This is a genomic window from Pradoshia sp. (assembly GCF_051873915.1).
In the GTDB taxonomy this organism is placed as follows: Bacteria; Bacillota; Bacilli; order Bacillales; family Pradoshiaceae; genus Pradoshia.
The window spans coordinates 26,375-51,831 of the sequence record NZ_JBJEFJ010000067.1 but is presented as its reverse complement, the minus strand read 5'-3'; the positions used below and the strand labels follow the sequence as shown (position 1 = coordinate 51,831).

General features: G+C 43.9%; 22 protein-coding genes and 3 riboswitches. Of the genes, 10 read left to right on the top strand and 12 right to left on the bottom strand.

Features of this window, described 5'->3' with window-relative positions; all coding sequences use genetic code 11:
* Positions 1–207: 207 nt before the first annotated feature.
* The gene (locus tag ACI35L_RS06750; protein WP_439802511.1) at positions 208–1,584 is read right to left on the bottom strand and encodes a DHA2 family efflux MFS transporter permease subunit; all 1,377 of its coding nucleotides are present in this window, start codon (positions 1,582–1,584) and stop codon (positions 208–210) included.
* A 259-nt stretch (positions 1,585–1,843) separates the two neighbouring features.
* Positions 1,844–2,031, top strand: a riboswitch (cobalamin riboswitch).
* Between the two features lie 177 nt (positions 2,032–2,208).
* Between ACI35L_RS06750 and metE the strand changes: the two genes are divergently transcribed.
* The 7 genes from metE (at position 2,209) to ACI35L_RS06715 (ending at position 11,264) form a co-directional block, all read left to right on the top strand.
* Positions 2,209–4,449: a 5-methyltetrahydropteroyltriglutamate--homocysteine S-methyltransferase gene (metE, locus tag ACI35L_RS06745; protein ID WP_439802507.1), complete on the top strand. Its 2,241-nt coding sequence runs from the start codon at positions 2,209–2,211 to the stop codon at positions 4,447–4,449.
* A gap of 152 nt (positions 4,450–4,601) precedes the next feature.
* A riboswitch (cobalamin riboswitch) is annotated at positions 4,602–4,803 on the top strand.
* Positions 4,804–4,965: 162 nt separating this feature from the next.
* Positions 4,966–7,233: a ribonucleoside-diphosphate reductase subunit alpha gene (locus ACI35L_RS06740; protein WP_269431769.1), complete on the top strand. Its 2,268-nt coding sequence runs from the start codon at positions 4,966–4,968 to the stop codon at positions 7,231–7,233.
* A 14-nt stretch (positions 7,234–7,247) separates the two neighbouring features.
* Entirely contained in the window at positions 7,248–8,291 is a 1,044-nt protein-coding gene (locus tag ACI35L_RS06735; protein WP_439802506.1) for a ribonucleotide-diphosphate reductase subunit beta, read from the top strand.
* Positions 8,291–8,731 carry a flavodoxin domain-containing protein gene (locus ACI35L_RS06730; RefSeq protein ID WP_049669456.1) on the top strand — a complete coding sequence of 147 codons (441 nt, stop codon included), beginning with the start codon at positions 8,291–8,293 and terminating at the stop codon, positions 8,729–8,731. The genes ACI35L_RS06735 and ACI35L_RS06730 overlap by 1 nt, the downstream gene beginning before the upstream one ends.
* A 167-nt stretch (positions 8,732–8,898) precedes the next feature.
* Positions 8,899–9,195 carry a hypothetical protein gene (locus tag ACI35L_RS06725; RefSeq protein WP_049669457.1) on the top strand — a complete coding sequence of 99 codons (297 nt, stop codon included), beginning with the start codon at positions 8,899–8,901 and terminating at the stop codon, positions 9,193–9,195.
* Between the two features lie 211 nt (positions 9,196–9,406).
* Positions 9,407–10,261, top strand: a complete 855-nt coding sequence (locus ACI35L_RS06720) for an ABC transporter permease subunit (protein WP_439802505.1) — start codon at positions 9,407–9,409, stop codon at positions 10,259–10,261.
* Complete coding sequence (locus tag ACI35L_RS06715) at positions 10,254–11,264, top strand: ABC transporter permease (RefSeq protein ID WP_049669459.1); 1,011 nt, start codon at positions 10,254–10,256, stop codon at positions 11,262–11,264. Before ACI35L_RS06720 ends, ACI35L_RS06715 begins: the two co-directional genes overlap by 8 nt.
* Before the next feature lie 38 nt (positions 11,265–11,302).
* On the opposite strand, the gene ACI35L_RS06710 is transcribed toward ACI35L_RS06715, so the two are convergent.
* Positions 11,303–14,116 (bottom strand): cation-translocating P-type ATPase, encoded by a 2,814-nt coding sequence (locus tag ACI35L_RS06710; RefSeq protein ID WP_049669460.1) that lies wholly within the window; start codon positions 14,114–14,116, stop codon positions 11,303–11,305.
* A 90-nt stretch (positions 14,117–14,206) separates the two neighbouring features.
* Between ACI35L_RS06710 and ACI35L_RS06705 the strand changes: the two genes are divergently transcribed.
* Together ACI35L_RS06705 and ACI35L_RS06700 are read left to right on the top strand one after the other, a co-directional pair.
* The gene (locus ACI35L_RS06705) at positions 14,207–14,404 is read left to right on the top strand and encodes a hypothetical protein (protein ID WP_049669461.1); all 198 of its coding nucleotides are present in this window, start codon (positions 14,207–14,209) and stop codon (positions 14,402–14,404) included.
* 74 nt (positions 14,405–14,478) lie between these two features.
* Positions 14,479–14,567: riboswitch (cyclic di-GMP riboswitch) on the top strand.
* Positions 14,568–14,612: 45 nt separating this feature from the next.
* Positions 14,613–14,747, top strand: coding sequence for an anti-repressor SinI family protein (locus ACI35L_RS06700; RefSeq protein ID WP_156185532.1), 135 nt, complete (start codon positions 14,613–14,615; stop codon positions 14,745–14,747).
* A gap of 57 nt (positions 14,748–14,804) precedes the next feature.
* Here the strand turns inward: ACI35L_RS06700 and ACI35L_RS06695 are convergent, their stop codons facing one another.
* From ACI35L_RS06695 to ACI35L_RS06660, 8 genes are all read right to left on the bottom strand, one after another.
* Positions 14,805–15,131 carry a helix-turn-helix domain-containing protein gene (locus ACI35L_RS06695; protein WP_049669462.1) on the bottom strand — a complete coding sequence of 109 codons (327 nt, stop codon included), beginning with the start codon at positions 15,129–15,131 and terminating at the stop codon, positions 14,805–14,807.
* 523 nt (positions 15,132–15,654) lie between these two features.
* Positions 15,655–16,008 carry a monovalent cation/H(+) antiporter subunit G gene (gene mnhG, locus ACI35L_RS06690; protein WP_439802504.1) on the bottom strand — a complete coding sequence of 118 codons (354 nt, stop codon included), beginning with the start codon at positions 16,006–16,008 and terminating at the stop codon, positions 15,655–15,657.
* A complete protein-coding gene (locus tag ACI35L_RS06685) occupies positions 15,986–16,270 on the bottom strand; it encodes a Na(+)/H(+) antiporter subunit F1 (protein WP_049669464.1) in 285 nt (94 codons plus the stop codon). The genes mnhG and ACI35L_RS06685 overlap by 23 nt, the downstream gene beginning before the upstream one ends.
* Positions 16,270–16,746 (bottom strand): Na+/H+ antiporter subunit E, encoded by a 477-nt coding sequence (locus ACI35L_RS06680; protein WP_049669465.1) that lies wholly within the window; start codon positions 16,744–16,746, stop codon positions 16,270–16,272. The genes ACI35L_RS06685 and ACI35L_RS06680 overlap by 1 nt, the downstream gene beginning before the upstream one ends.
* A gap of 164 nt (positions 16,747–16,910) precedes the next feature.
* Entirely contained in the window at positions 16,911–18,389 is a 1,479-nt protein-coding gene (locus ACI35L_RS06675; protein ID WP_049669466.1) for a Na+/H+ antiporter subunit D, read from the bottom strand.
* Positions 18,382–18,720 (bottom strand): Na(+)/H(+) antiporter subunit C, encoded by a 339-nt coding sequence (locus ACI35L_RS06670; RefSeq protein WP_049669467.1) that lies wholly within the window; start codon positions 18,718–18,720, stop codon positions 18,382–18,384. Before ACI35L_RS06670 ends, ACI35L_RS06675 begins: the two co-directional genes overlap by 8 nt.
* A 2-nt stretch (positions 18,721–18,722) precedes the next feature.
* Positions 18,723–19,145, bottom strand: coding sequence for a Na(+)/H(+) antiporter subunit B (locus tag ACI35L_RS06665; RefSeq protein ID WP_049669468.1), 423 nt, complete (start codon positions 19,143–19,145; stop codon positions 18,723–18,725).
* Positions 19,142–21,541 carry a Na+/H+ antiporter subunit A gene (locus tag ACI35L_RS06660; protein WP_439802503.1) on the bottom strand — a complete coding sequence of 800 codons (2,400 nt, stop codon included), beginning with the start codon at positions 21,539–21,541 and terminating at the stop codon, positions 19,142–19,144. Before ACI35L_RS06660 ends, ACI35L_RS06665 begins: the two co-directional genes overlap by 4 nt.
* A 186-nt stretch (positions 21,542–21,727) precedes the next feature.
* Between ACI35L_RS06660 and ACI35L_RS06655 the strand changes: the two genes are divergently transcribed.
* Positions 21,728–22,378: a universal stress protein gene (locus ACI35L_RS06655; RefSeq protein ID WP_049669469.1), complete on the top strand. Its 651-nt coding sequence runs from the start codon at positions 21,728–21,730 to the stop codon at positions 22,376–22,378.
* Positions 22,379–22,443: 65 nt separating this feature from the next.
* Here the strand turns inward: ACI35L_RS06655 and ACI35L_RS06650 are convergent, their stop codons facing one another.
* Together ACI35L_RS06650 and ACI35L_RS06645 are read right to left on the bottom strand one after the other, a co-directional pair.
* Complete coding sequence (locus ACI35L_RS06650) at positions 22,444–23,007, bottom strand: site-specific integrase (RefSeq protein WP_049669470.1); 564 nt, start codon at positions 23,005–23,007, stop codon at positions 22,444–22,446.
* Positions 23,008–23,280: 273 nt separating this feature from the next.
* The gene (locus ACI35L_RS06645; protein ID WP_439802502.1) at positions 23,281–25,221 is read right to left on the bottom strand and encodes a glycoside hydrolase family 15 protein; all 1,941 of its coding nucleotides are present in this window, start codon (positions 25,219–25,221) and stop codon (positions 23,281–23,283) included.
* Positions 25,222–25,457 lie beyond the last annotated feature (236 nt).

The window sequence follows — 25,457 nt, the reverse complement described above, 5'->3', positions numbered from 1 at the left end:
TACTATCGGATTATCGCTCATAAAGCTTAGATTTCGCCCATAAATGAAATGATTTCGCCCTTAAAACGCGCGAAAGAAAAAGAAGGCTAATTACAGCAGAAAGAGTCAAAATGGACAAGTTGGGGGTGTTTATGCAAGAAAGAAATCATCTCCTTTCAGCTGGAAATCTGTCAGAAAGCAAACAAAAAGCCAGGCAATCCGCCTGGCCTAAACGTTCACTCTTTTAATGAAGAGGGAGGCAACGAAGCCTATAATGGTGATGACGACAAGGAAACTGAAGGCATATTGCACACCGGCAATCAAGGCTTCGGCGACGATGTTCTCACCCGCGGCTTCACCGCTTATCATGTAGTTGTGCTGGCCTTTTGTGAGCAGGCTGACAGAAACGGCGGTGCCGAGTGCGCCGGCTATTTGCATGAGGGTATTTACGATGGCGGTTCCATCGGGATAATATTTGCGCGGCAGCTGATTTAGGCCGTTCGTCTGCGATGGACTGCTGATCATGGTGACACCGATGATTAAGCCAATATGGAGCAGGATGAAAGCGGCAATCGAGATATCACGGGAAATACCTGAAAATAAAAATGTTGTCACAATGAGCAGCGCAAATCCCGGAATAACGAGCCATTTTGGTCCATATTTATCCATGAGACGGCCGATGACGACAGACATGATACCATTACAAGCTTCAGCTGGAAGTAAGATGAGCCCGGCAATCAATCCCGTTATTGCTAGTCCTGTTTTGAGAAACATCGGCAGCAGGATGGCCTGAGACATGATAATCATATGGCCGACGAAGACTGCGAAAAGGCCGAATACATACATAGGATATTTCAATACGCGCAGGTTCAAGAGAGGCTGCTCAATCTTGAATTGACGTTTGGAGAAGATGATAAGGGCAGTGAAACCAATCAAGATAGGCAGGATGACCTCTGTACTGACAAATTCTCCGCTGCCCTCGCCGGCCATGCTGAAGCCGAAGACGATCCCGCCGAATCCTAGGCTTGAAAGCAGGAAGGACGGGATATCAAATTTCAGTTTCCTTGGTACTGTGACGTTTTGCACGACCTTCCAGCCGAATGCGAGCAGGAGGAGAAAGATCGGCAAGGTTGTCCAGAAAATATAATGCCAGGTGAAATATTCAGTAATAAACCCGGAAAAGCTCGGCCCGAATGCTGGACCACAAAGGATGACCAGGCTCATAATGCCCATGACAGTCCCACGTCTTTTAGGGGGGAAAATCAATAGGAGAATATTAATCATGAGCGGCATTAAGATTCCGAGTCCGCTTGCTTGAATGATACGAGCAAGCAAAAGCAGACTGAAGGCTGGTGCCAGAGCGGCAACAAACGTCCCGAGTGAAAGCAAGGAGAGGGCGGTTATGTATAGCTGCCTTGTCGTATATGTTTGATTTAAATAGGCTGATAGAGGGACAAGAATCCCCATAACGAGCAAGAATCCTGTTGTGAGCCACTGTGCGGTGGCTGTTGAGATTTGGAAATCAGCCATGATTTCTGTGTAAGCCATATTTAAGGCTGTTTCGTTCAATAACCCTGTAAAGGCCGATAAAAGCAGAGCGGCCATAATGAGGGCTGGCTTTATATGTTGATTCGGTATTGGTTGATTCAATCGATTACGCTCCTCTAAGCTCAGGTGAAGGTGCTTTGTACATTAGTATAAGCACTTTTTCTGAAAATAAATATGGTGTCATAATAAATGAATCCTTTCATAGGAGCAATAATCCTTCTGTTTGGTATCACGCTTTATTTTTGATTATTCAAAAAATAGATAACAATCAATTCCTTTTTATGGTATAGTCTCTTTATATTGTTATTTCACAATCGAATAGCGTGTAAGAATTGGTGCCAAACGAATAGTTTGGCTTAAAAGGGAAGTACGGTGAAAGTCCGTCGCTGTCCCGCAACTGTAAATCGGAGTATATCGCAAAAAACCACTGCCACTTGAGCGGGAAGGTGCGATTAAAGTGCGTTGATGATGAGCCAGGAGACCTGCCAATTCCAGTACACACCAATACCTACGTGGAAATAGGAGGTGAAGCGTGCCGGATTGTTTCGGACACTGTACGAATCATAGGGATTAGGGCATGCTTGCCTTTCTTTATGCTGCGAACAATTAACAGCCATCTTCCAGGAGGGAGAGGGCTTTTGATGTTTTCTGAAAAACGATACAAGGGGAGGAGCTCGTAGGATGAAATGGACACGCACAGTCATCGGTTATCCGTATATTGGTGAGGATCGGGAATGGAAGAGATGCTTAGAGGCTTTTTGGAGGGGAGAGGTATCAGAGGAAACGTTTCTTGATCAGCTGAAGCAAATACGCTTATCCAGGCTGAAGAGGCAGATGGAGCTTGGAATCGATGTCATGACTGTTGGAGATTTCACGCTGTATGACCGGATGCTCGATACGGCGTTTATGTTTGGGATGATTCCAGCCCGTTATTCTGATGTAAGCAGATTATCGAATCTCTCCCTTTATTATGCCATGGCAAGGGGAGAAAAAGGGGCCGTTGCTTGTGAAATGACGAAATGGTTCAACACAAATTATCACTATATTGTTCCTGAATATGATGGCCAGGAACTTTACATAACGAACAATCGTCTACTTGATTGGTTCAAGGAGGCGAGAGATGAGCTTGGCGTTGTGACGAAACCGACGATGATTGGGCCGTATACCTTCATCAAACTTGCAAAGGGCTATGATGATTGGGAGGCATTGGCAGAACAGCTTATTCCGCTGTACAGCCAGGTGATTGCAGAGCTGATTAAGGAGGGTGCTGAATGGGTGCAGCTTGAGGAGCCAGCCTTGGTGCTGACATTGGATGAAGAGGAAGTAGCCTTCGTGAAATCGATTTATGAGAAGCTGGCTGCTGAAAAAACAGCGGGAAACATTATGCTGCAAACATACTTTGAAGGTTTATCAGTCTATGAGGAGTTGATTCATCTCCCTGTAGATGGAATTGGTCTTGATTTTGTTTCCGGCTATCTGCAAAATATGACCTCCATGAAGCAATTTGGGTTCCCCGCTGAAAAGGTGCTTGCCATCGGTATTGTGGATGGGCGCAATATATGGAAGGCTGATTTGGTGGAGAAGGCCGAATTGATCCAGTCCATCCTTGAAGTATTCAAAGCTGCGGAAGTATGGGTCCAGCCTTCCTGCAGTTTGCAGCATGTACCGGTATCCGCTTCGATGGAGCAGAAAATGGACGGGAATATTAAAGGGCTGCTCGCATTTGCTGATGAGAAAATCAAGGAAATTGATCAGCTTGTTACGTACTTTGAGAAGCCAGGGATAGTTCTTGGCGGAAATAGGAGAGCGGTGCAGCCGGCTGTCACAGGGGTGACTCTTGAATCAGAGGACTTTAAACGATCTTCACCCTATCCTGTTCGCCGAGATATTCAAGCGCAGAAGCTTAACCTGCCGATTTTCCCGACGACAACCATTGGCAGCTTCCCGCAGTCAAAGGAAGTGAAGGAAACGCGTAAGGCTTGGCGAAATAAGATCATTTCCGATGAATCCTATGAAGCGTTTATTGCACGTGAGACCGAGCGGTGGATTCGCATACAAGAGGATTTGGAACTTGATGTGCTTGTGCACGGAGAGTTTGAACGGACAGATATGGTTGAATATTTCGGAGAGAAGCTTGATGGCTTTGCCTTGAGTGAAAAGGCATGGGTGGTCTCTTATGGGTCTCGCTGCGTGAAGCCGCCTATCATTTATGGAGACGTGAAGTGGCTTGAGCCGATGACCTTGAAGGAGACGGCTGCTGCGCAAGCGATGACCGAGAAGCCGGTGAAGGGAATGCTGACTGGTCCTGTGACTATCTTAAACTGGTCCTTTGTCCGAGATGATATCCCGCGCAAGGATGTTGCTAATCAGCTTGCCCTTGCCCTTCGTAAGGAAATCGACTGCCTTGAGCAAGCCGGAATTACCATTATTCAGGTGGACGAACCGGCTTTAAGAGAAGGACTGCCCCTTCGAATGGTGGATTGGCAGGAATACCTGACATGGGCAATCCCATCCTTCCGCCTTGCAACATCAGGTGTCCAAGATGAAACGCAAATCCATACACATATGTGCTACTGTGATTTCCATGATTTTGTGAAGCCGATTGAAGCGCTCGATGTTGATGTAATCTCCATTGAGACATCAAGAAGCCATGGTGAATTCATTCAATCTTTACAGCATACGCCCTATGAAAAGGGAATCGGATTAGGGGTGTATGATATTCATAGCCCGCGTATTCCATCTACAGAGGAAATGCTTGAAATTATGCAGGATAGCCTCGAGGTGCTTGAACTAAGTCAATTCTGGGTTAATCCTGATTGCGGGCTGAAGACAAGGAGGGAGGAGGAAACGGTTGCCTCGCTCCGCCATATGGTCAGTGCTGCCAAGCAATTGAGAAGCTTTATTAAGATGAGACAATATTAACCGATAATAAGGACGCTCCCTGTACTTTTTCGTGTACAGTGGGTGTCTTTTTTCTTGGGTAGGAAAAATTAATTCCTTGTAATAGGGACCGATATTCGATATGATAGAAACACCATATATGGTCGATTATTTAACGATGAAATCAATATATAGTATTAGCTAGGGAATAAGATGCGTATAGACGCTTAATAGGGAAATCGATGAGAGTTCGATACTGCCCCCGCAACTGTAAGTGCTGACGAACTAAACATAGTCCACTGTATCGGGTTGTCTCCTTTTGGAGGTGATGATACGGGAAGGGTTTGGTGAGGGTGACGCACAAGTCAGGAGACCTGTCTTATTTTTTGAATTTCAATTTTCTCCGGGGAGTGAGGAAGGAAATGATGGCATTTGAGGGCTCATATTCGATATATGTGCTGTTCCTTGTTATCTTTTCACCCGCTCTACTCATAGAGCGGGTTATTTTTTTGCCTTCGGAGATAATTTCATAGATAAAGGGAGATGGATGCATTGATTATGGAACGGTTAAGGAAGACGGAAAGATTGATTGAAGAGACCGCCCAGGAGTATAAGCTGAATATCGATGAGCTGATGGAGATGATGGCCCGCGGCAAGGAGTCTGAGGCAATTGAGACAGCTCTTCATTATGCGCTCAATAAGATTGCGATGGATGCACCTGACTGGACGTTCCTCGCAGCCCGGCTTTATTTGCAAAAGCTGTATGCGGAGGCAGCGGAGAACCGCGGGTATAAGGAGGACCTTAAATACGGCTCCTTCTCTGAGTTGGTTCAGACGCTTGTCGAGAAGGGCATTTATTCAGCGGAGCTTACTCAGGCCTATTCGAGAAGTGAATTGGACGAGGCAGCAGCGGAAATCATGCCTGAAAGGGATTATATCTTCAACTACATAGGCTTGTTCTTGCTTGCGGACCGTTATTTAGCAAGAGATCATGAGCGCCGTCTCTATGAATTGCCGCAGGAGCGTTTCTTGGTGATTGCCCTGCAATTGATGAAAAATGAAAAGCCTGACGTTCGAATGAGCCTTGTCAAAGAAGCTTATTGGGCACTCAGTCATTTGTACATGACCGTTGCGACACCAACGCTTGCGAATGCCGGCAAGAGCTTTGGCCAGCTGTCCTCCTGCTTCATTGACACAGTTGAGGATTCTTTAGACGGCATTTATTTGAACAACTGGGATACAGCCCGTCTGTCAAAGGATGGCGGCGGTGTCGGCATCTATTACGGCAAGCTTCGGGCGCTAGGCTCTGATATTAAGAAATTCAAGGGCAACTCCTCCGGGGTCGTGCCATGGATTCGCCTAATCAATGATACGGCGGTCAGTGTCGACCAGCTCGGGCAAAGGCAGGGCGCAATTGCTGTTTACTTGGATGTATTCCATAAAGACATCATGAATGGGTTCCTTGATTTGAAAACGAATAATGGGGATGAGCGCCGCAAAGCTCATGACATATTCACAGGGGTATGTATTCCCGATTTATTCATGGAGCAGCTTGAAAAGGTGGACGAGAACGGGCGCAGCATCGGGGAATGGCACACATTCTGCCCGCATGAGGTAAAGAGCATCATGGGCTGGAAGGACGAGAACGGCAATCTGCTTGGCCTTGAGGACTTCTATGATGAGAACGATGAGAAATACTTTACGGAGAAGTATATGGAAGCCGTTAATCATCCGCTCCTTCCGCGCAGAACGTATCGTGCAATGGATATTATGGCACGCGTGATGATCTCCCAGCTGGAGACAGGCACACCGTATATTTTCTACCGTGATGAAGTTAATCGCCAGAATCCGAACAAGCATGTGAACGGGAAAGGCCGTACATCTATTTATTGCAGCAATCTATGTACAGAAATTGCGCAAAATATGTCGGCAACAACGATTGTGAAGGAATATGAGGATGAGGAAGGGAATTTGGTCATCGTCCGTAAGCCTGGTGATTTCGTTGTTTGTAATCTATCCTCTATCAACCTGGCAAAGGCGGTTCCAGCCAATGTACTGGAGCGCTTGATTCGTATTCAGGTCCGGATGCTGGATAATGTCATTGACTTGAATACTATCAGTGTCGGACAGGCAGAGAAAACGAATAAGAAGTACCGGGCGATAGGGCTTGGTACATTCGGGTGGCATCATCTATTAGCCTTAGAGGGCATTTATTGGGAATCAGAGGAGGCTGTCGACTTTGCTGACCGTCTGTATGAGGATATTGCGTATTACACCATTCAATCCTCTATGGAACTAGCGGAGGAGAAGGGAGCATACAGTAGGTTCAGCGGTTCGGAATGGGAGACCGGCCGTTATTTCGAACGAAAAGGATATGCGACACAGCGCTGGAGTGAGCTTCAGGCAGACATCCGAGATAAAGGAATGCGCAATGGCTGGCTCATGGCGGTAGCTCCAAACTCCTCAACAGCCAAAATCGGCGGGTCAACAGATGGAATCGACCCAATCTATGCGGTTGAGTATGCAGAGGAGAAGAAGAACTTTAAATTCAAGGTGACAGCTCCTGATATTAATCACCGAACCTATGAGTATTACAAGAAGAGCAGACATCAATTAAGCCAGGTGTGGAGCATCAGGCAGAATGCCGCTCGCGGGCGTCATATCGACCAGGGCATCAGCTTTAACCTGTATGTGAAGCATGATATTAAGGCGAAGGAGCTATTGAACCTCCATCTGGAGGCTTGGAAGAACGGCTTGAAAACCACTTATTATGTAAGAAGCACGTCACAGGCAGAAATAGAAGAATGTGAATCCTGCCATAGCTAAAAGGAGAGAGACTGATGGTGAACGAAACGCTGAATAAAATTAAACTATTAAACCCGGAATATCCGAATAAATCAACTGGCATCATTAATGGAAAAACATCCGGTCTATTGAACTGGAATGATATTGCCTATCCGCAAATGTATGACCTGTATCAAACCCTGCTCTCTAACTTCTGGAAGGCACAGGAGATTAATATGCAGGATGATATTAAGCAATGGGATTCCTTGAGTGAGACGGAGAAGGATGTGTTTCTCCGTATTAATACCCAGTTGGCTTCCCTTGACAGCTTGCAGACACCGACGATGAGTCAGGTCATGGACTATGTCACAGACTCGAGCTTCAAGGCTATCTTCGCGGTCATTTCCCAGCAGGAGGCGGTTCATAATGAATCGTACTCCTATATCCTCAGCTCGCTTGTGCCGCTGCAGGAGCAAAACAAACGCTTCAATGAAGCGAAAGATGACCCAATTGTACAAAAGCGTAATAAGCTGATTTTGGATGCGTATGAGCAGTTCCGCAATGAGCCGACACCGCTGCATCTGTTTAAGCTTGCGGTCAACTCAATTAATCTGGAGGGAATTTATTTCTACGCTGGTTTTGCTTTCTTCTATCATCTAGCACGCCACCAAAGAATGCTGAAGACGAGTACGATGATCAGCTATATCCAGCGTGATGAAATGCAGCATGCTTATTTCATCTCCCAATTCATCCGTATTTTGCTGACGGAAAATCCGGAGTTGAATACAGATGAGAATATTGAATATATTTACCGCACGATTGGAGAGGCGGTTGAGCTTGAGAAGGAGTGGTCCCGTTTCATTCTGAAGGATATTGAGGGCATTGACCTGGATGAGTTCGAGAACTATGTGGAGTACTTGGCTAACAAGCGCTTCCGCCAGCTGGGACTTAAAAATCTTTATCCGGAACGCAATAACCCAATGCCATGGATTCATGTATTCAGCGATGAGATGATTAATGAAACGAAGTCTGATTTCTTTGAGCAGAAATCACGTACCTATACGAAGGTTACTCAGTCAAATGGATTTGATGAGCTCTAATGAAGGCTGCTATTATCTATACGTCGAAAACAGGGAACACAGAGGAGCTTGCACTTGAATTGCGGACTCACTTTTCTCGGCGCATTCATACAGATTTGTTTACGATTAATCGTTTTCCACTAAGCCAGCTGCATGAATATGAGGCGATTATCATTGGCACCTATACGTGGGGAGACGGAGAGATTCCCCTTGAGATGATGTCGTTATATCAATGGATAGAGCGGGAGGAGGCCAGCCATCTGACGACAGGTGTGTTCGGAACAGGCGACAGCTTCTATCCGAACTTCTGCGGAGCGGTCGATGAATTCAGGGACATGCTTTATGTCCACACCAATCTTGCCGCAACACTCAAGGTGGAACTTTCCCCGCAGGAGGGCGATTGGGAAAAGTGTGAGAAGTTCGCTGATATTCTAATGAATCGAATCAAACAGCCAGTATAATCTAAACAAAGAGGCATCTCGACGAGGAGATGCCTCTTTGTTTAGAAAAGAAGAATATAGGTGGATAATCTGAAAAAATCATAATTTATTTAGGATATTGCTTATGGATATTATCAAGATATAATTGTTATTGAATAGCAATATGGAATAATGGATGGAAGTGAATTATGGATAACTATAAGAAAGTTGATGTAAATCCCGAACATTTAAAATATGTAGAAAGATTACAAAGGTTGATTTGTGAAAGATTGGGAACAGAACCGCTAAGTGAATATGAGAAACCTGAAACCATGGTTGAACAAGCTTTATTTGTTTATATTGATATTATGGAGAAATATTATCGACTTGATGAGGCGGAATGGGATGAATTCGCTAAACAATGTGCTGGAGTGACTGACGCACCTAGAGATTTTAAGGATTTTAAAGAAATAGCAAGCGAAGTTCATGAATTATTAATAAAATAGATTAGAGAAAATCAATCCTTTTAAGGCAATGTACTTAGTGTGCTCTCAGACTGCAGACAACATCCGTTTTCGGATTTGCCTGCTTTTTTTTGCCCAATCGCATGATATGCATGATCAGGGTTTGTTTTTTCTATGACTATTTTCTTTATGGACAAAAAATAATTTGAAAATTATGATTAGTGTATAAAGGGGTGGTTCATTTGGGGTAAGAATGGCTAAACAGCTGCTTCATTCATTTGCAGGTATAGGGTTAATGGTCATGGGGGTCATTTTGATAAGCGGCCTGCCTGCCTTATTTAGGGATATTGGTTTTCATTTCACAGATTATGTCGAAAGCATCAAGTTAGTATTTATGGCCCTGCTTTCTCCGCAGGATATGGACTATGGGGGCACCGGCAGAATGGTCTTTCCAGAAATACTAGGTCCCTATAGGACTACGTTAAGCCTAATGGCTGTCAGTCTTTTGGGCTCTCTATTCATTTCTTTTCTGCTCACCTATATAACGCTCTTCCTCGGAAGAAGGCATCTGTCTAAAATTGAATGGGTTTTGTCCCTTCTTCAAGCACTTCCAGATTTATTCTATATTGCGTTCTCTCAATGGATGATTGTCCTCATATATAAAGGTACCGGTATTCTCATTATGGATGTAGCGAGTTATGGAACCTGGCAGAGTATGATGCTGCCGCTTGTATGTTTATCGCTTCCGCTAACCTTGCTGCTGACGAGATTTCTGCTTCAGCAATTTTTGGTGGAAAAGAAGAAGATGTATGCTGAATATGCCTCGTCAAAGGGATTCACTGAGCTGTATATATTCAACCATCACATCTTGCGCAATGTCCTATTCAGCTTAATCAATTATTCTAAAACCGTTTTATGGTTTATGATTTCGAACTTGATTATCATTGAATATTTATTTAGCATCAATGGAATTATTGGGTTTATATATCGCTATCTTACACCGGAGTTCTTTGCTATCGGTACGATTCTGCTCGCTGTGCCGGTTTTGATTGTGTATGATATGGCTCAGCTGCTTGTCCCTGAGAAGAGGAGGGATGAGGGTGTTTAAATATGTCGTTAGAAATAAATCCTTTATGACAGGCTTCTTATTCTTAAGTGTGTTAATACTTTTGAGCATTGGCAATACCCTATTGAATGATGGAGAAATCCGCCAGGAAACATTTATATCAGATGAGAATGGAAATATCCTAGATGCACCGCCATATCCGCCGCTGACGGTTTTTCCGCTTGGGTCAGACCTAGAAGGCTATGATTTGCTCCATATGATGATTGAAGGGGCAAAGATAACGATTGGAATTGCTCTTTTCATTGCTGTTTTGCGTATTGTGGTTGGTCTTTTGATTGGCTCTCTTCTTGGTGTATATGCGAGAAGGTGGATTGGCCTCTTTGAAAAGGTATTCTCTAGTTTCACTTTAATTCCACTCACGCTTGTGGCCGCCTTTTTGCTGCATAATGTATTGGTCATGCAGATGGATGGATTTGCTAATCCGTTTTGGAAGCGGGCCCTTTTTGAGGTGTTCATTCTAACGATATATGCTGTCCCAACATTGGCCATCTTTCAGGCGAATGAGATTAAGCGATTATATGGAGAGGACTTTATGGAAGCCGCCCAAGTGCTTGGCGGAGGCGGTTGGCATAAGATGAGGGTTCATATCCTGCCGCATTTAAAGGAAAATTTACTGCAGCTATCGATTCAGCAATTCATTCAAGTATTAATTGTTCTTGCTCATTTAGGGGTTCTTGACCTCTTTTTTGGAGGTACCTTTATCGATTTTAGCGGAGGTGGTCCACCAAAGTCGATGTATTACGAATGGTCAGGTTTGGTGGGGACGTATTTCCGCTCTCTTGCCTTCGATCCTTGGATTGCCCTCGTCCCAATTGCCTTTTTCACACTGACCATTCTTGCGGCTCAGCTAATGCTGAATGGACTAAAGAAAGCGAGTGAACAAGCGCATGAGGCGAGGAAGATAAGGCAGTCTCATACCTTGCCGCTTTCAAGCATACAGGCTGAGCAAGAGTTATTTGCCCTTCGCTCTGGAAAAGAAGCATAAAAAAACAGATTGCCTTATCATAAGGCAATCTGTCTATATCAGCTAATGGCTGTCCTTCTAACCAGCCATTTACGAATTTCCTCACATAGCATGAAGAGAACGGTAAAGATGGGAAGAAGAATGATGTGTTGCCATTCCAATGCAGCTGTTTCAAAGACGTATTGGAAGAATGGCGTATATGAAATTAATAAAAATAAAATAACCTCAAGGACGACTCCCCAAATCATCAAGGAATTCGGCTTATGGAAGGATTCATAGAATGGCTTCCTCATTGATCTTGATTCTAGGAGGTTCCCAATCTGGCAGGCGATTACTGCCCCGAACCCGAGCGTGATGGCATAGCTATAGGCATGCATAACATCAGCCGGTGCCGTATTCGTTGTGATGATATTGGTAAAGGAACGAATCTCCTCGAATGTATAGCCGAAATACCCCCAAGCAAAGAAAAAGGCGATGAATAGGCAGGCTGCCTCAATCATTCCAAGGAAGCCATAAGCCCTGAGTAATGATGGGCGGTCGAGAATATTGCTGTTTTTCTTCCTTGGCGGCTGGTCGAGAATATCATCATCCGGTAATTCTTTACCAAGTGAAATGGCTGGCAGGATATCTGTTCCAAGGTCAATGGCCAGAACTAATAGAACCGGCAGGGCAAGAGGGACATTGAATAATCCCATTACAAGGAATGGAATAATCTCCGGTACGTTTGAGGCTAATATATAGCCAATGAATTTCCGGATATTCTCATATATAGCCCGGCCTTCTTTAATGGCCTCCACAATTGTTGCAAAGTGGTCATCTAATAAAACGACATCAGAAGATTCAATCGCTGCATCGGAGCCGTTTTTGCCCATGGAAATACCGATATCCGCTTTTTTTAAGGCTAATACATCATTTATACCATCGCCAGTCGCTGCTACAACATGTCCGAGACTTTGATAAGCCGTGACAATTTTCAATTTATCCTGAGGTGTTGTCCGTGCAAAAATGACGGGATCATCCGTATCGATTTTCTTAGCCAGCTCTGCCTCGCTTAATCTCCGCAATTCCTCTCCCATAATGATGACATGCTTATCCTTCACAATGCCTGTCTGCTTCGCAATGGAAAGAGCGGTCTTGCTGTAATCGCCGGTAACGACCGTGATTTTGACACCTGCACGGTAGCAATCACGCACCGCTTCAAGCACGCCTTCTTTCGGCGGGTCGTACATAATGGCTAGACCAAGAAGCATAAGTGTATCTTCTTCAGGTCCTGAACAAGAAACGGCCAAGATACGGTAACCCTCGCTCGCCATTTTATCATTTACAGCATGAACCTCTTTGCGGTCTGCATCTGTCATCCTCACAGCTTGTCCATTTCGATAAATATAGGCGCATTTGCCTGTAATCTTTAATGGGTCGCCTTTTGTAAAGTTGATCAATTTACCGGCAGGGAATGTCTCAGCTGAGTCATTTTTTGCTAAGACGGTCATATATTTATTTTCGGAGCTGAAGGGCTGAAGGCTTTCCCTGGTGAAGTGTTTTTTCGTATCTTCCACGTTTACGCCATATTTCTCTGCCGCAATTAAAATGGCCGCCTCCGTTGGATTGCCTATGTATTCCCATTCATTCGAATCTTTCTCGGCTGTTTTTAGGACGGTCTCTGAACAAATAATTGCAGAGGTGAAAAAGCGCTTAAGTCCTGGCTGATTTCGATCGCTTACTCCGCTTAGCTTGCCGGCCTTCTCATACCCGTTGCCACTGATTTCAATTAATCCGTCTGGTGTCCATATCTTCTTCGCGACAATGGCATTCTGTGTAAGAGTCCCGGTCTTATCTGTGCAAATGACCGTTGTTGTACTAAGGGTTTCAACAGCCGATTGCTTTCTGACCAATGCATTTTTCTTAGCCATCCGCTGGACGCTCAACGCCAAGGAGAGGCTGACGGTTGGCATCAAGCCTTCCGGCACATTTGCCACAATCATCCCAATCGCAAAGATTAAAGCCTCATTGACTTCAATATCTGTCAGGAAGACGGATACACAAAAGGCTAAGATTCCGATGGTAACAGCAAATATCGCTAGGATTTTCGTGATGCGCTGGATCTGAATCTCCAATGTGCTTTTCTCACGCTTGATTTGGGTAGTCGTTTCGGTAATCATCCCGATTTGGGTTTGTTTGCCTGTCCCATAAACGACAGCCTTCGCTTCTCCGCCTGTAATGGAAGTCCCGGCGAATACTAAATTTCTGCATTCGCTGACGGTGTCAATATGACGGGTTTCTATGTTCTCGCTCCGGTTTACCGGCAATGATTCACCTGTCAGCATGGAGTTATTTACCATCAAACGATTAGATGAAATAATTCGGCAGTCAGCTGGCACTTTATCCCCAGCGGAGAGATTCAGGATATCACCAGGCACTAATTGGTCGGCGTCCATCGTTCGTACTTCACCATCCCGATAGACCTTCACCCGATTCGGCATCATTTCTGATAATGCCTGTAAGGCTTTGTCTGCCCGGTTTTCTTGAACGAATGAAAAGATGGCGTTAATCAAAATGATGGCCCATATTACATAGCTGAGCAAGGGTGTGCCGGAAATAAACGCAAGAATACTAGCCACCCAAAGCATAATGGCTAATAATCCGACAAGCTTCTCTAGAAAGCATTTAAGGGGATTGAAGGTTCTTTTTGTTTTCATTTTGTTATCCCCAAATATTTTTAATCTTGCTTGAGCTTCTGAATTTGATAAACCTGCAGAGCTTGTTTTTAAGGAAATGAGTACATAGTCAGCTTCTTTTTCAGCCCATTTGGTTGGATCTTTCTGAGTTATTTCAAGCAAAGAGCTTTCCTTAGGTCCTATATGGTCATATTCCATCTTGCTGCCTCCTTCCTGTCTAACAATTATCTTAACATAATTTTAAGTATTTTTTGATTATTAAAAATGATAGGGGGCAATCATACAGATTTGAAAAAGTTATACAGAGAGGGAGGTGAATTATTCGATGTGGGAAAACATTTGTTTAGTATTTTTCGTGCCATTGCGAAAAATAAATCAAAAAGTTTAGCTAATAAGAATGAAAGTTTGACAATTTCAACTGAACTTAAGGAAGATTTATACGGGAAATGCTTATGTTTTGTAGAAATTTTAAGGAAAAAAGACTGATGATACAAGTTTGAGAGTTACAAATAACGGCAAATAAAATGGTACATCCCGTTTATACTTGGATTAGTACCTAATTATTGAAAGGGCAAACTCATGGAAAAATGAGAACGCAAAGTTTCAGGTCTAAAGTAGTGTAAACTGCCACGATGGCTGAACTGCATGAGATACCAAATGTATTTTAGGAGGGAAGGGATAGGCGATGTTACTAATGTATAAATTGGAGTTAGATGGGGAATGGGTAGACTTGATGTTAGCTGCCCGCGAACTCGGATTAAGTAAGGAGGAAATAAGAGAGTTTCTAAAAACGAATCAAATGCCTGAGACTATCAAAGCTTCGACATAAAAAAACACTCACCATTGAATTGGCGAGTGACTGTTTTTTTTTCTGACGATTATTGTCTTATTTATCGGTATTACTTAGCTTCCATTTATTGAATTCAATGAATTCCCGGAATTGATCCTTAGAAACACCTGATTCCATTGCTTCTTTGACGAGATTCGCCCAATCCTGGTCCAGCGGATAGTCTTTTGGAGTATCGTGTAAGAGAACATCCAATGGAACATTAAGGACGGATGCAATCTTTTCAAGGAATTGAATGGAAGGATTCGTCTGTATGTTTCTTTCCAATGAACTCAAATAAGATTTTGCGACGCCTGCTTTCTCTGCAAGCTCAGTCATGGATAATTTCTTTTCCGTTCTTAATCTTTTGACACGATCACCAATCATCTTGCAAATTCCTTCCTGAACAGTATATTTAGAAAGTAATTAGTTCTAATTCATATTATAATAATAACATCCTTTATATTCAAATACCTATAGCCTTTTATCCTATATTACATGTTAATTGCGTTTCATTGATTACAGGTTATTGGCCGAAACAATTCTAATGAACTACATAATGTGCCAGAAAGGTGAAATATGTTAGAAGGAACAAGTCATTAGAACTAGAATAGGCGTGAAAAAAGGGCATATATCCCGTGGGCATCAATATGGTGAGAGAAGAGAGAGAAAAAGACAGCTAATTTGGGTCTTTTCTCCGTTTCTATGAACATACCATTATGGAAGTATATAATATTTATTTTTGCAGTAAGCTGGGGAAAGAGGACAGTTAGCATCCATAAGGGGAAGTAGACCGATTCAAAAAAAGGATAACCGCTTAAATAAGTCGGACGGCTCTTATTCAGCCGGATAAAAAACGCCCCATGAAAGGCAGATTGTGTTTGCCTTTTATGGGGCTATTTTTATGTCCTTATTCAGTCTTCATATATTTTTTTAAGTCATCGCGTACAGTCCGGTCGGCAAGCTTTACGTTTGAGCGATAGGCTGCCCGGCAGATGATATGGCCTGCAACTGGAGCGGTCAAAAATACAAAGAATATTCCAAGAAGCAGCCGGATACTAAAGTAACCTTCGTCGATCCAAAAAAACATGAATGCTCCTAGAAGAATGAACAGCACTCCGAGTGTTGTGCTTTTCGAAGCGGCATGGGAGCGTGTATAGACATCTGGAAGCCTAATCAGTCCGACACCGCTTAGAAGAGTTAAGACTGTCCCTAAAAGGATAAAGCCGCCTGCAATCCACTCACTGATCATTTCCGCGTTCAATGACAACACCCCTTTCTATGAATCTAGCAAATGCAATGGTCCCAATGAAAGAAAGGATACCAAGCAGTAATATGATGTCCAAGAAAGCGTGCGATCTGAATAGTACGGACAAAATAGCCACACCTGAAATTAAGTGAATCCCGATTGAATCCAGTGCCATAACCCGGTCTGGCATGGATGGGCCTTTAAATAGGCGATAGATGGAAATCAGAATGGATAATGTCAGAATGAACAGTGCTAAAGTCAAAACGATTTCAAACATTATCGTGTAACCTCCTTAATCGCCTTTTCAAAGCTCGTTTTTGCCTGGATGATTGATTTTTTTGATTCCTCCATATCCATGGCGTGAATGAAGAATGTCTTATTGTCTGGGGAAATCTCAAGCACGACCGAGCCTGGCGTCAGCGATAATAATAGAGCCAATAGCGGTATCTCCCATTCCCCGCTCAAATCTGTTTTGACGGCAAACACTCCTGGCTGAACGTCTATTTTTCTGCGTGTAACCTGTCTAAGGACAAGCACGGTAGAAGATACGAGCTCTCTTAGGAATACATACAGCAGCTTCAATATGGAGAAAAATGTACCTAAATAGAAGGATGTACTGAAGAAACGACGCATGAAAAACAAAATGACAATTCCCACTAGATACCCGGCAAAGAACGAAGGGAAACTCCATTTATCCTGCAAAAGCATCCATAAGAAACCAATGAATATATTCAGTAAAACTTGAACGGGCACAACGGACCACCCCTTTTTTATGGCTAGGTTAATCTTACATATTGATTTTCGTTACAGTCGATTACTTTCTGCTGCTCCTGCCGAAGTCAAGCGCCTGTAACGTTGATCAACGATTCTTTACTATCAACATTTAACTTTAAAAGTTTTATTTTATCGGTTGGCTATTATTCTCCTAAAACGGCATCGATATATAAGTCAGGGTTCATTAAGCCTTCAGCGGCCAATTGGATATAGGCTGAGATTGATTCTCCTCCCAATCCGAGAAAGATCGTTACAGCCGTTAAAAGTGTAATCGGTACAATAATTCCCCTTGTTGTTCCTTTCTCCATGTCTTCACTTAGGTTTGTTTCACCCCAGAAGGCGTTCATGAAGATTTTCATGACAGAATAAAGTACCAACAAGCTTGATATTAATCCAATTGCCCCAAGCCAATATTCTCCGGCTTCAAAGGTGCCCTTTGTAATCAGCAGCTTTCCGAGGAAACCGCTGAACGGCGGAATGCCGGCGAGTGCCAAGGATGCGATAAAGAACATCCAGCCAAGAAAGGGGTGTGTCCGGATCAAACCGCTGATTTCCTTTAAATTAGCGGTGCCGGTGAGATAAATAATGGTCCCCCCAATTAGGAAAATCAACGCTTTTACATTAATGTCATGCACCAGATAAAAAACCGATCCCGTGATACTGCCTGTTGTAAAAGCAGCCAGCCCGGCCATGATTAAGCCAACCGAGATGATTACATTGTAAGTCAGAATCCCTTCTATATCCCATCTGGAGACCGCGCCGATGACTCCGAGCAGCATCGTCGCCGCCCCAAGAATGCCAATCAGCAGGTGGGTAATTTCCGGTTGATGATAAAAGATCAATGTAAACATACGGAAAATGGCATAAATTCCGACCTTGGTGAGTAAAGCTGCAAAGATTGCTGCCACTGCTGTAGGAGGAACGCTATAGGAACCAGGCAGCCAGTAAAACAACAGGAGCCCGGCCTTCAAGCTGAAGACCATGAGCAGTAAAATGGCAACGGTCGTCATCAGTCCGCTTTGGCCTGCTTCTGCTACACGGACAGATAGATGTGCCATATTCAGCGTGCCTGTTACAGCGTATAGGTAGGCAACAGCCACGAGGAAGAAGAAGGATGACATGACATTAATCAAAATATATTTAATCGATTCCCTGAGCTGCTTTTTCTCCCCGCCGAGTGTAATCAGCGCATAGGAGGAGATTAGCATCAATTCAAAGAAAACGAACAGATTGAAGATGTCACCGGTCAAAAAGGATCCGTTTACTCCGCTGATCATGAACAGGAACAATGGATAGAAGAAGTTTTCCTCTCGTAATCTCCCGATTGTGTAGAAGGCATAAAATAAACAGCAGAAGGACACGAATGCCGTTATGATTAACAGGATGACCGCAAACATATCGGCGACAAGGCTGATTCCATAGGGAGCAGCCCATCCCCCTGCCTGCAGAACCTGTATCCCGTCTTCCTTTATTTTTAAAGCCATCATCACAGCAACGGTGAAGGTAGCTAGAATGGCGAATAGGGCAATGAATCTTTGCATATATAATTTTTTTCTGAATATGACCAAGATCAATCCCGCGATAAGCGGAATAATGATTGGCAGAACAACTAGATTATTCATCTTCATTTCCCCTTAATTGATCCATATCATCCGTTTCCAAGACCCGGTAACTACGATAGGCAACCACCAGGAAAAGACCCGTAATAGCAAAGTTAATGACAATTGCGGTCAGGATAAGTGCCTGCGGCAGCCCATCCGTAAAGGAGGTATTTTTCAGACCCAGCAGCGGGGGACCTCCAGTCTTCAACCCTCCCATTGTCAGAATCAGAAGGTTGACGGCATGGCCGATTACGGACGTGCCGAGTATGATTCTTAGCAGGCTTTTAGATAAGACCATGTATGTTCCGATTGCGAAGAAGACTCCTACAAGTATAGACATGACTGTTTCCATTGTTATCGATCCTCGCTTATACTCAGGATGATTGTCACGGCTGAACCAATGACAGCTAAAGCGACACCAGTATCAAAGATGAGCGCGGTGGCTAATTCGGTTTTGCCCAGGATAGGAAGCTCAAAATAACCGAATGTTTGAGAAAGAAAGGGAGCGTCGAACAGAAAGGAACCGGCACCTGTAAGAACAGCAATCAGTACACCAATCGCGGCCACTGTTTTAAAGTCTACAGGAATCAGTTTATTGACGGTTTCCGTTCCAAGTGTCAAATACATAAGTACAAGAGCACTGGATATTCCTAAGCCCCCAATGAATCCTCCTCCAGGATTGTGGTGCCCAGAGAAGAACAAATCAATGGAAAAGGTGAGGATGATCAGAACAGCGACTTTTGTGACAGCCGATAATAAAATATCATTAGGCTTCATTTTCTATCCCTCCCTGTAACATTGACCTTAATTAATGTAAATACAGCCAATCCAGCAATACAGAGGACGGCCACTTCGACCATCGTATCAAGCCCCCTGAAGTCGACCAACGTCGCGTTCACAATGTTTTTCGCCCCGGCAAGCGCATAGGAATCCTCAAAGTATCCAGAGATGGTGTCGAACAAACGAGTTCCATTGGCTGAAAGGGCCAGAAGGGTGACGGTCAAACCGACTCCGACTGAAATCAGCATATTCGTTATTTTGAAGCGGACTTTGCTGATTTCCTTGCGAAGCTCTGGCAAATGATAGAAGCATAGCAGGAATAAAGCGACCGTTACCGTTTCAACAACCAATTGTGTCAGCGCTAAATCCGGCGCCTGGAAAATAACGAATAGAATGGACACAAGATACCCCAGGGCTCCAACAGCGATAATGGATGTCAGCCTGTGCTGGGAAAAGAGCGCAATCAAAGCGGCTATGACCATGCCAATGACCATCACGGCCTCATAAATACTCACCGGTGAATCTTTGGACATATCAAAGGCAAAGCCATTGAACAGCCATAGGGAACCGCCAACGATAAAGATGAAGAATGAAAAAATATAAGCGAGGTAATCGCGTGTATAGCCAGTCATATACTTCTTCGTTATCTTGGCGGATAGTGATTCCATCAACTGCAGTGACTCGTTGTATAGGCTGTTAAATGTTAGACCTTGCGGGTACCAGCTGAATATCTTGATCCATTTCGGGAGCAGTTTGTATAGCAAGAAGCCGAATAGTACGACTCCAATCGTCATCCATAACTCAATGTTAAAACCATGCCATGCAGAAATCTCTTTACCCAATCCACCTGCTGCCGCATAGTCCGGCAGGATGGCTATGAATGCAGGGTCCAAAATGTATTTGGCCAATATGTTAGGGAAAAAGAAGATTAGCACGACGAACATCGCCAATAAAGCTGGCGGGATCAGCATGCCGATAGGCGGTTCATGCGTGGCTTTTGACAGCATTTCCGGTTTGTGTTCTCCCGCGAACGTCTTAAAGACCATGATCATACAGTAGACGAACGTCAGGACACTTGCTGCCCAAGCGACAACCGGGAAGATTACGCCGAATGTTCCCATCCCGAAAATATCCATCCCTGATGCATTCACCACACCGGTAAAGAACATTTCTTTACTCAAAAATCCATTGAATGGAGGTAAACCTGCCATTGAGAAACTGCCAATCATCGTAATCGTAAAGGAAATCGGCATGAGGCTCATTAACCCGCCCAATCTTTGCAGATTCCGGGTACCTGTCTCATGGTCAATGATTCCGACCACCATGAACAAACTTCCTTTGAAGGTGGAATGATTAACTAAATGGAAGACAGCGGCCATAATGGCTATCGCATATACCTTCGATTCATCGCCGTAGCCAAAATAAATGGCAGCAGATCCGAGTCCGAGAAGACTCATGATCAAGCCGAGCTGACTGATGGTCGAATAAGCGAGCAGAGCCTTCAAATCCCTCTGCCGCACCGCATTCCAGGATCCGTATAATAAGGTCACGATACCAATTAAGGATACGGTCCAGAACCAAACGGCCTGACCGCCGAACACGGGTGTCAACCTCGCAACTAAATAGATACCGGCTTTAACCATTGTTGCTGAATGCAGATAAGCACTGATGGGTGTCGGTGCTTCCATCGCATCAGGCAGCCAGAAACTAAATGGGAACTGAGCTGATTTCGTGAAAGCTCCCAATAAGATTAAGATCATCGCAGGCAAAAACAGGGTATGCTCAGGTAAAGAGCCAGCTTTGGAAATCATTTCACGGATGCTGTACGTATCCGTGATGAGGGAAAGGAGCAAAAGCCCGGCCAGCATAGATAAACCGCCGAAAATGGTGATCAGCATGGACTTTTGTGCCCCGTCTCTCGATTTTCGCCGCTGGTACCAATAGGCAATTAACAGGAAAGAAGAAATGCTCGTCAGCTCCCAGAACACGTACAGAACGATAACATTGTCCGAGAAAACGACTCCTAGCATGGCTCCCATAAACAACATGAGATAGACATAAAAGTTATGAAGCTCCTCACGCTGCCTGGACAGGTAGAAAATTGAATACAGAATGACGAGCGAGCCGATACCTGTGATCAGCAAACCGAATAGAAGGGATAATCCATCGACATAGGTCGTGAAATTAAGCCCAAACGCTGGCAGCCACTTCATTTCGCTGGTTAATGTGTTGCCAGATGTAGTAATTGGGATATACTGTAATAAGAAGATGAGGATAATAGCTGGAAGAAAAAGAACAAACCAGCCGATATGAAGCTTTTTGTTGAATAAACGATGGAGGAAAGGTATTAGAACCGCAAAGATAAACGGTAATAAAATCATCCAATTAATCATGTCCTCCCGCTCCCTTCATCATAGAGTAATGGTACAGATATACAAAAAGCGGCAATTATTTCGTTAAACCTTGTTATATTTGAAATATTGCAACTCTTTTATGTAATAATAATTGACTGAAAAACCTGCATGGGCTATATTCGTTATAGTCTAATGACCTACCATCTATTTAGAGGTGAACTTTTAATGAAAAAATGCAAAAGCCGAATGGACGAAAGCATCCTTGTATGTGTCTATTACGGCCCCAACGGTGATCGCTTAATTCAGCGCGGCAGTAAAATTGCCAATATGCTGGATTGTCCTCTGTACATCTTGACAGTGGACCCAAGTCCTTTTGATGAACTAGACGCTGAGAAATCCGAAAGTATCGAGAGATGGCGTCAGCTCGCCGAGGAATTGGAAGCTGAGGAATTTATTTTGAAAGATAATGAGAAACGGCCATTCGCAAAAGTGATAGCGGATGTTGCGCGTGAAAAACAAATTTCACAGATCATCCTTGGTCAAACAGCGCAAAGCCGCTGGGAACAGATTGCTAAAGGTTCGATTATAAATACTTTGCTGCGAGACATTCCATTTGTTGACCTTCATATTGTATCCGTCGCCCGGGCATTAAAGGATGACCCAGACGGCCTTTATGAAAAAGGTGTGCGCGCCTACCTCGAAAAAGAAGGCGATCAGTATCGGATAAGCTTCGAGCATACAAAAGAAAGTGAATTTGAAGGGATTTTCTTCAAAGAAATCGGCACTGATTTCAACACCGGTATCTTTAAATTCATGAAAAACAACCAAACGCTGCAAGTGACTGTGACTGATGACTATGTCAAAGAAAGCTTATGATGGAGACCTCCACAAATTTATGTGGGGGTTTTTTCTTTCTTAAGAATGAAGCGTCTGTTCTAGCCTTATAGATTTACATCCACTTTAACCGGCAGCTTTTCATTTTTGTCGATTCCTAAATACCGTAATGTTTCACCAGGACTATGGTGATGATAAATATTCATGAGAATCGATATGGCAATCCCTTTCCGATAGGCGTGATAACCAAATGTCTTCCGCAGCGTATGGGTTCCAATCTTCCCGGGTATACCCGCTTCCTTCGCCGCACAGTTAATGATCCGGTATGCCTGCTGTCTGGAAATTGGCTGCTGATTTTTCTTCGATTTAAATAAGTAATCATCTGGAGAGAAATCAAAGGTATCTAAATAATGCTTTGCGGCATCCCTCACATTTTGGTTAAGGTAAAAAGCCCTTTCCTCTGAAGTCTTTGCGTCCTTAATATAAAGGAACTCCTTGAATTTCCCATCTTCCCAAATATCACCCACCCGTAACGAGAGCAGCTCGCTGACACGGAGGCCGGTATTTATTCCAAAAACAAATAACAGCAAATCACGCAAGGACTGTTTTTTAAGAATTCTTTTTATGGCAGCAATCTTGCGGATATCCTTTATGGGATCAACGTATTCCAAGGATGTACCTCCTAACTATAATGTTACTTAATTGTGATGTTATCAAAAATTAAGTAACATTACAAATATAGTGACTTGTCATATTTTTTTAATTTTAATATATCAATTTAGCTGCTTTATTCAGGTGAGGAGATTCGGATTTACATGCTTGTCGCGGGCTGGGCCTCGCACATCGTTTATCATGAGCGATCAATTAATTTAGCCATATACAAAAAAGCCCCTTAAGAGGCAGGCGTAAATCTGTCTCTTAAGGGGCAAGCGGAGAATGCGGCTTTATACTTCAATTCCTCTTTCCTTAAACTCAAGTACAGTAAGAATGAACATGGCATGGGACCAGGTGAGCGGAAGAACCCAGGCAGGACGTCCAGTTACCTTATCAATCTGTTCAGCTAGCAAGCCAAGTTCGGTTGCATGGTCCACGACCCAATTATAAAGCTTCTTCGCCTCAAGCTGCTGATTGATTCGTGCATAATAAATGGCCAGCCATAGAGTTGCGATAATCCAAGGGTCACCACTTATATAAATGTCTCCAGGGAATCGTTCAATTCCTCCGATAATCTTGGAGCGGCAAAGCCTGTCAATTGTTGCGGCTGTCTGCTTCATTTTCGGATCATCGGCCTCAATCATATTGAAGGGAACCTGAAGGCCAAGTAAGCAGATATCGATTACATCATCACGGATTTGCCGGTACACTGGATATCCCTTGCGATCATATTCCATCGCAACATCCTTGCCCTGTGCTTTTTTATTCTGATAAGCTGGCTCATCTAGGCGCAGATGGAAGGCGCGAAAGAAGGAGCCGCTCGTCGCATTATAGCCGATTTGCAGGATTGTTTTCTTCATGGCCTCGGCTGTCTTAACATAAAGCTGTGCTTTATCGGCAAAGCCTTGCTTAGCAGCAAATTCAGCTGCGCCCATCAGCCCGCCATAAACTGCAGCCGCAGAATAGAAATGCTCAGCCTCCCGTTTCTCCCAGATATCCATGCTTGGGAGCGGAAGGTGAGTGACAGGATCAATGAATCTAGTTAAGAAATCCGCTCCCTTTTCAACGGTCGGCCACATTTCCTCGATAAAGGAATCATCCTTTGTAAGAGAATAGAATTGGTGCATCCCCCAAAGGATGGAGCCAGTTTCATCAATTTGCAGCCCCCAGGACGGTGCCAAATAGCCATCTAAATAATGGCGGTGCTCCCAAGAGCCGTTGTCCTCCTGTAAGGAGCAGGCAAAGCGGAAAAAGTGGCGCACGCGCTCATGGTAGCCGGCTCTGGCATAGGCTGTTGCCGTATAGGCAGCATCTCTTCCCCAGCAATAAGCATAGCCGCCAGAGTAGGCATACTCCTCATCCACCTCTGGAGCCGCAATGAATCCCCCGTTCCTATTATTCATGAGATGGAACATTAAGAGGGAACGCTCATACAAATGTTTGCCTCGTTCATCTTTAAACTCAACTGGATTTGCTTCCTTCAAGTACTGATGCCAATACTCGACCGTTTGATTGTACAGCTCATCAAAGGTAGAGTGCTTCGCTTGTCTTAAATTCTTTAAGGCTTCTTTGCCTCCCATGCCGGCTGCGATGTAAAGCGTGATGGAATGCTCCCCGTTAGCCGGGATATGAATGGGACCGTATTCAATTCCGGCAGAAGAGCGATTAGCAATGCGTTTTCCAGGGAGATAACCATCATTGGTTTCCTTAAAGGTAGCTCCGCACTGATATTTCTTCACAGGCGTGTCTGAACCAATCGCGAATCCATATTCGCGGTGGTAGTGGACAAAGCTGTCGGTCGCCTCATCAAACATAACCGTTTGATAACGGCGTTTCTCATCAATCATGAAATCGCTATAGACAACAAAATCAAGATTTTGCGGATAATCAGAGATATTTCGGAATGTGAAGTGGCGGATGTACACATCCTGATCGGGGACAACAAAGTCAAGCTGCCTGATGCTCAAGCCAACTTCTCCGAGGGTTGAAACCGTTTCTAATATATTAGTGCCGCTAATGTAGGCCTGCTGATGCTTCCATACATTATCGTGCAGAAAAAATGTCTTAATGGATCCTTCTATTCCACGGATGCCTGTGTAAAACAAATTTAAATGCTGAGGAAAGTCAATATTCGGCCATGTGATACGTTGAGCCTGCCCGTCCTTTGTTAATGAGACGAGCATACTTGAATTTCCGATAATCGCTTCCGTAATATACGGCTTCTTTTCCATACTTATCCCCCTCTATGTTGAAACACACAGTACATCAGTTTATCGTTACAAAGATTGCCATGTCAACTAATAAACAGATTAATTAGAAAAGTGAGTCAATGAGATACCAATCCTCTTTAAGTATGAAAATCATATAAAGATGATAGGTGAAATGCGAGAATGCGCTGCCGATTATAATACCCGTTTGGATGGCAGATAAACGTGCTGGACAGAAATGGATAGAAAAAGAGGGTGAG

What these genes read in the sequence shown, in the direction of transcription:
- ACI35L_RS06700 (WP_156185532.1), top strand. Translation starts at nt 14,613, where the DNA reads ATGTATAAATTGGAGTTAGATGGGGAATGGGTAGACTTGATGTTAGCT.
- ACI35L_RS06720 (WP_439802505.1), top strand. Translation starts at nt 9,407, where the DNA reads ATGGCTAAACAGCTGCTTCATTCATTTGCAGGTATAGGGTTAATGGTC.
- ACI35L_RS06735 (WP_439802506.1), top strand. Translation starts at nt 7,248, where the DNA reads ATGGTGAACGAAACGCTGAATAAAATTAAACTATTAAACCCGGAATAT.
- ACI35L_RS06695 (WP_049669462.1), bottom strand. Translation starts at nt 15,131, where the DNA reads ATGATTGGTGATCGTGTCAAAAGATTAAGAACGGAAAAGAAATTATCC.
- ACI35L_RS06725 (WP_049669457.1), top strand. Translation starts at nt 8,899, where the DNA reads ATGGATAACTATAAGAAAGTTGATGTAAATCCCGAACATTTAAAATAT.
- ACI35L_RS06740 (WP_269431769.1), top strand. Translation starts at nt 4,966, where the DNA reads ATGGAACGGTTAAGGAAGACGGAAAGATTGATTGAAGAGACCGCCCAG.
- ACI35L_RS06660 (WP_439802503.1), bottom strand. Translation starts at nt 21,541, where the DNA reads ATGATTAATTGGATGATTTTATTACCGTTTATCTTTGCGGTTCTAATA.
- ACI35L_RS06710 (WP_049669460.1), bottom strand. Translation starts at nt 14,116, where the DNA reads ATGGAATATGACCATATAGGACCTAAGGAAAGCTCTTTGCTTGAAATA.
- ACI35L_RS06750 (WP_439802511.1), bottom strand. Translation starts at nt 1,584, where the DNA reads ATGGCCGCTCTGCTTTTATCGGCCTTTACAGGGTTATTGAACGAAACA.
- ACI35L_RS06670 (WP_049669467.1), bottom strand. Translation starts at nt 18,720, where the DNA reads ATGGAAACAGTCATGTCTATACTTGTAGGAGTCTTCTTCGCAATCGGA.
- ACI35L_RS06655 (WP_049669469.1), top strand. Translation starts at nt 21,728, where the DNA reads ATGAAAAAATGCAAAAGCCGAATGGACGAAAGCATCCTTGTATGTGTC.
- ACI35L_RS06730 (WP_049669456.1), top strand. Translation starts at nt 8,291, where the DNA reads ATGAAGGCTGCTATTATCTATACGTCGAAAACAGGGAACACAGAGGAG.
- metE (WP_439802507.1), top strand. Translation starts at nt 2,209, where the DNA reads ATGAAATGGACACGCACAGTCATCGGTTATCCGTATATTGGTGAGGAT.
- ACI35L_RS06685 (WP_049669464.1), bottom strand. Translation starts at nt 16,270, where the DNA reads ATGTTTGAAATCGTTTTGACTTTAGCACTGTTCATTCTGACATTATCC.
- ACI35L_RS06675 (WP_049669466.1), bottom strand. Translation starts at nt 18,389, where the DNA reads ATGAATAATCTAGTTGTTCTGCCAATCATTATTCCGCTTATCGCGGGA.
- ACI35L_RS06645 (WP_439802502.1), bottom strand. Translation starts at nt 25,221, where the DNA reads ATGGAAAAGAAGCCGTATATTACGGAAGCGATTATCGGAAATTCAAGT.
- ACI35L_RS06665 (WP_049669468.1), bottom strand. Translation starts at nt 19,145, where the DNA reads ATGAAGCCTAATGATATTTTATTATCGGCTGTCACAAAAGTCGCTGTT.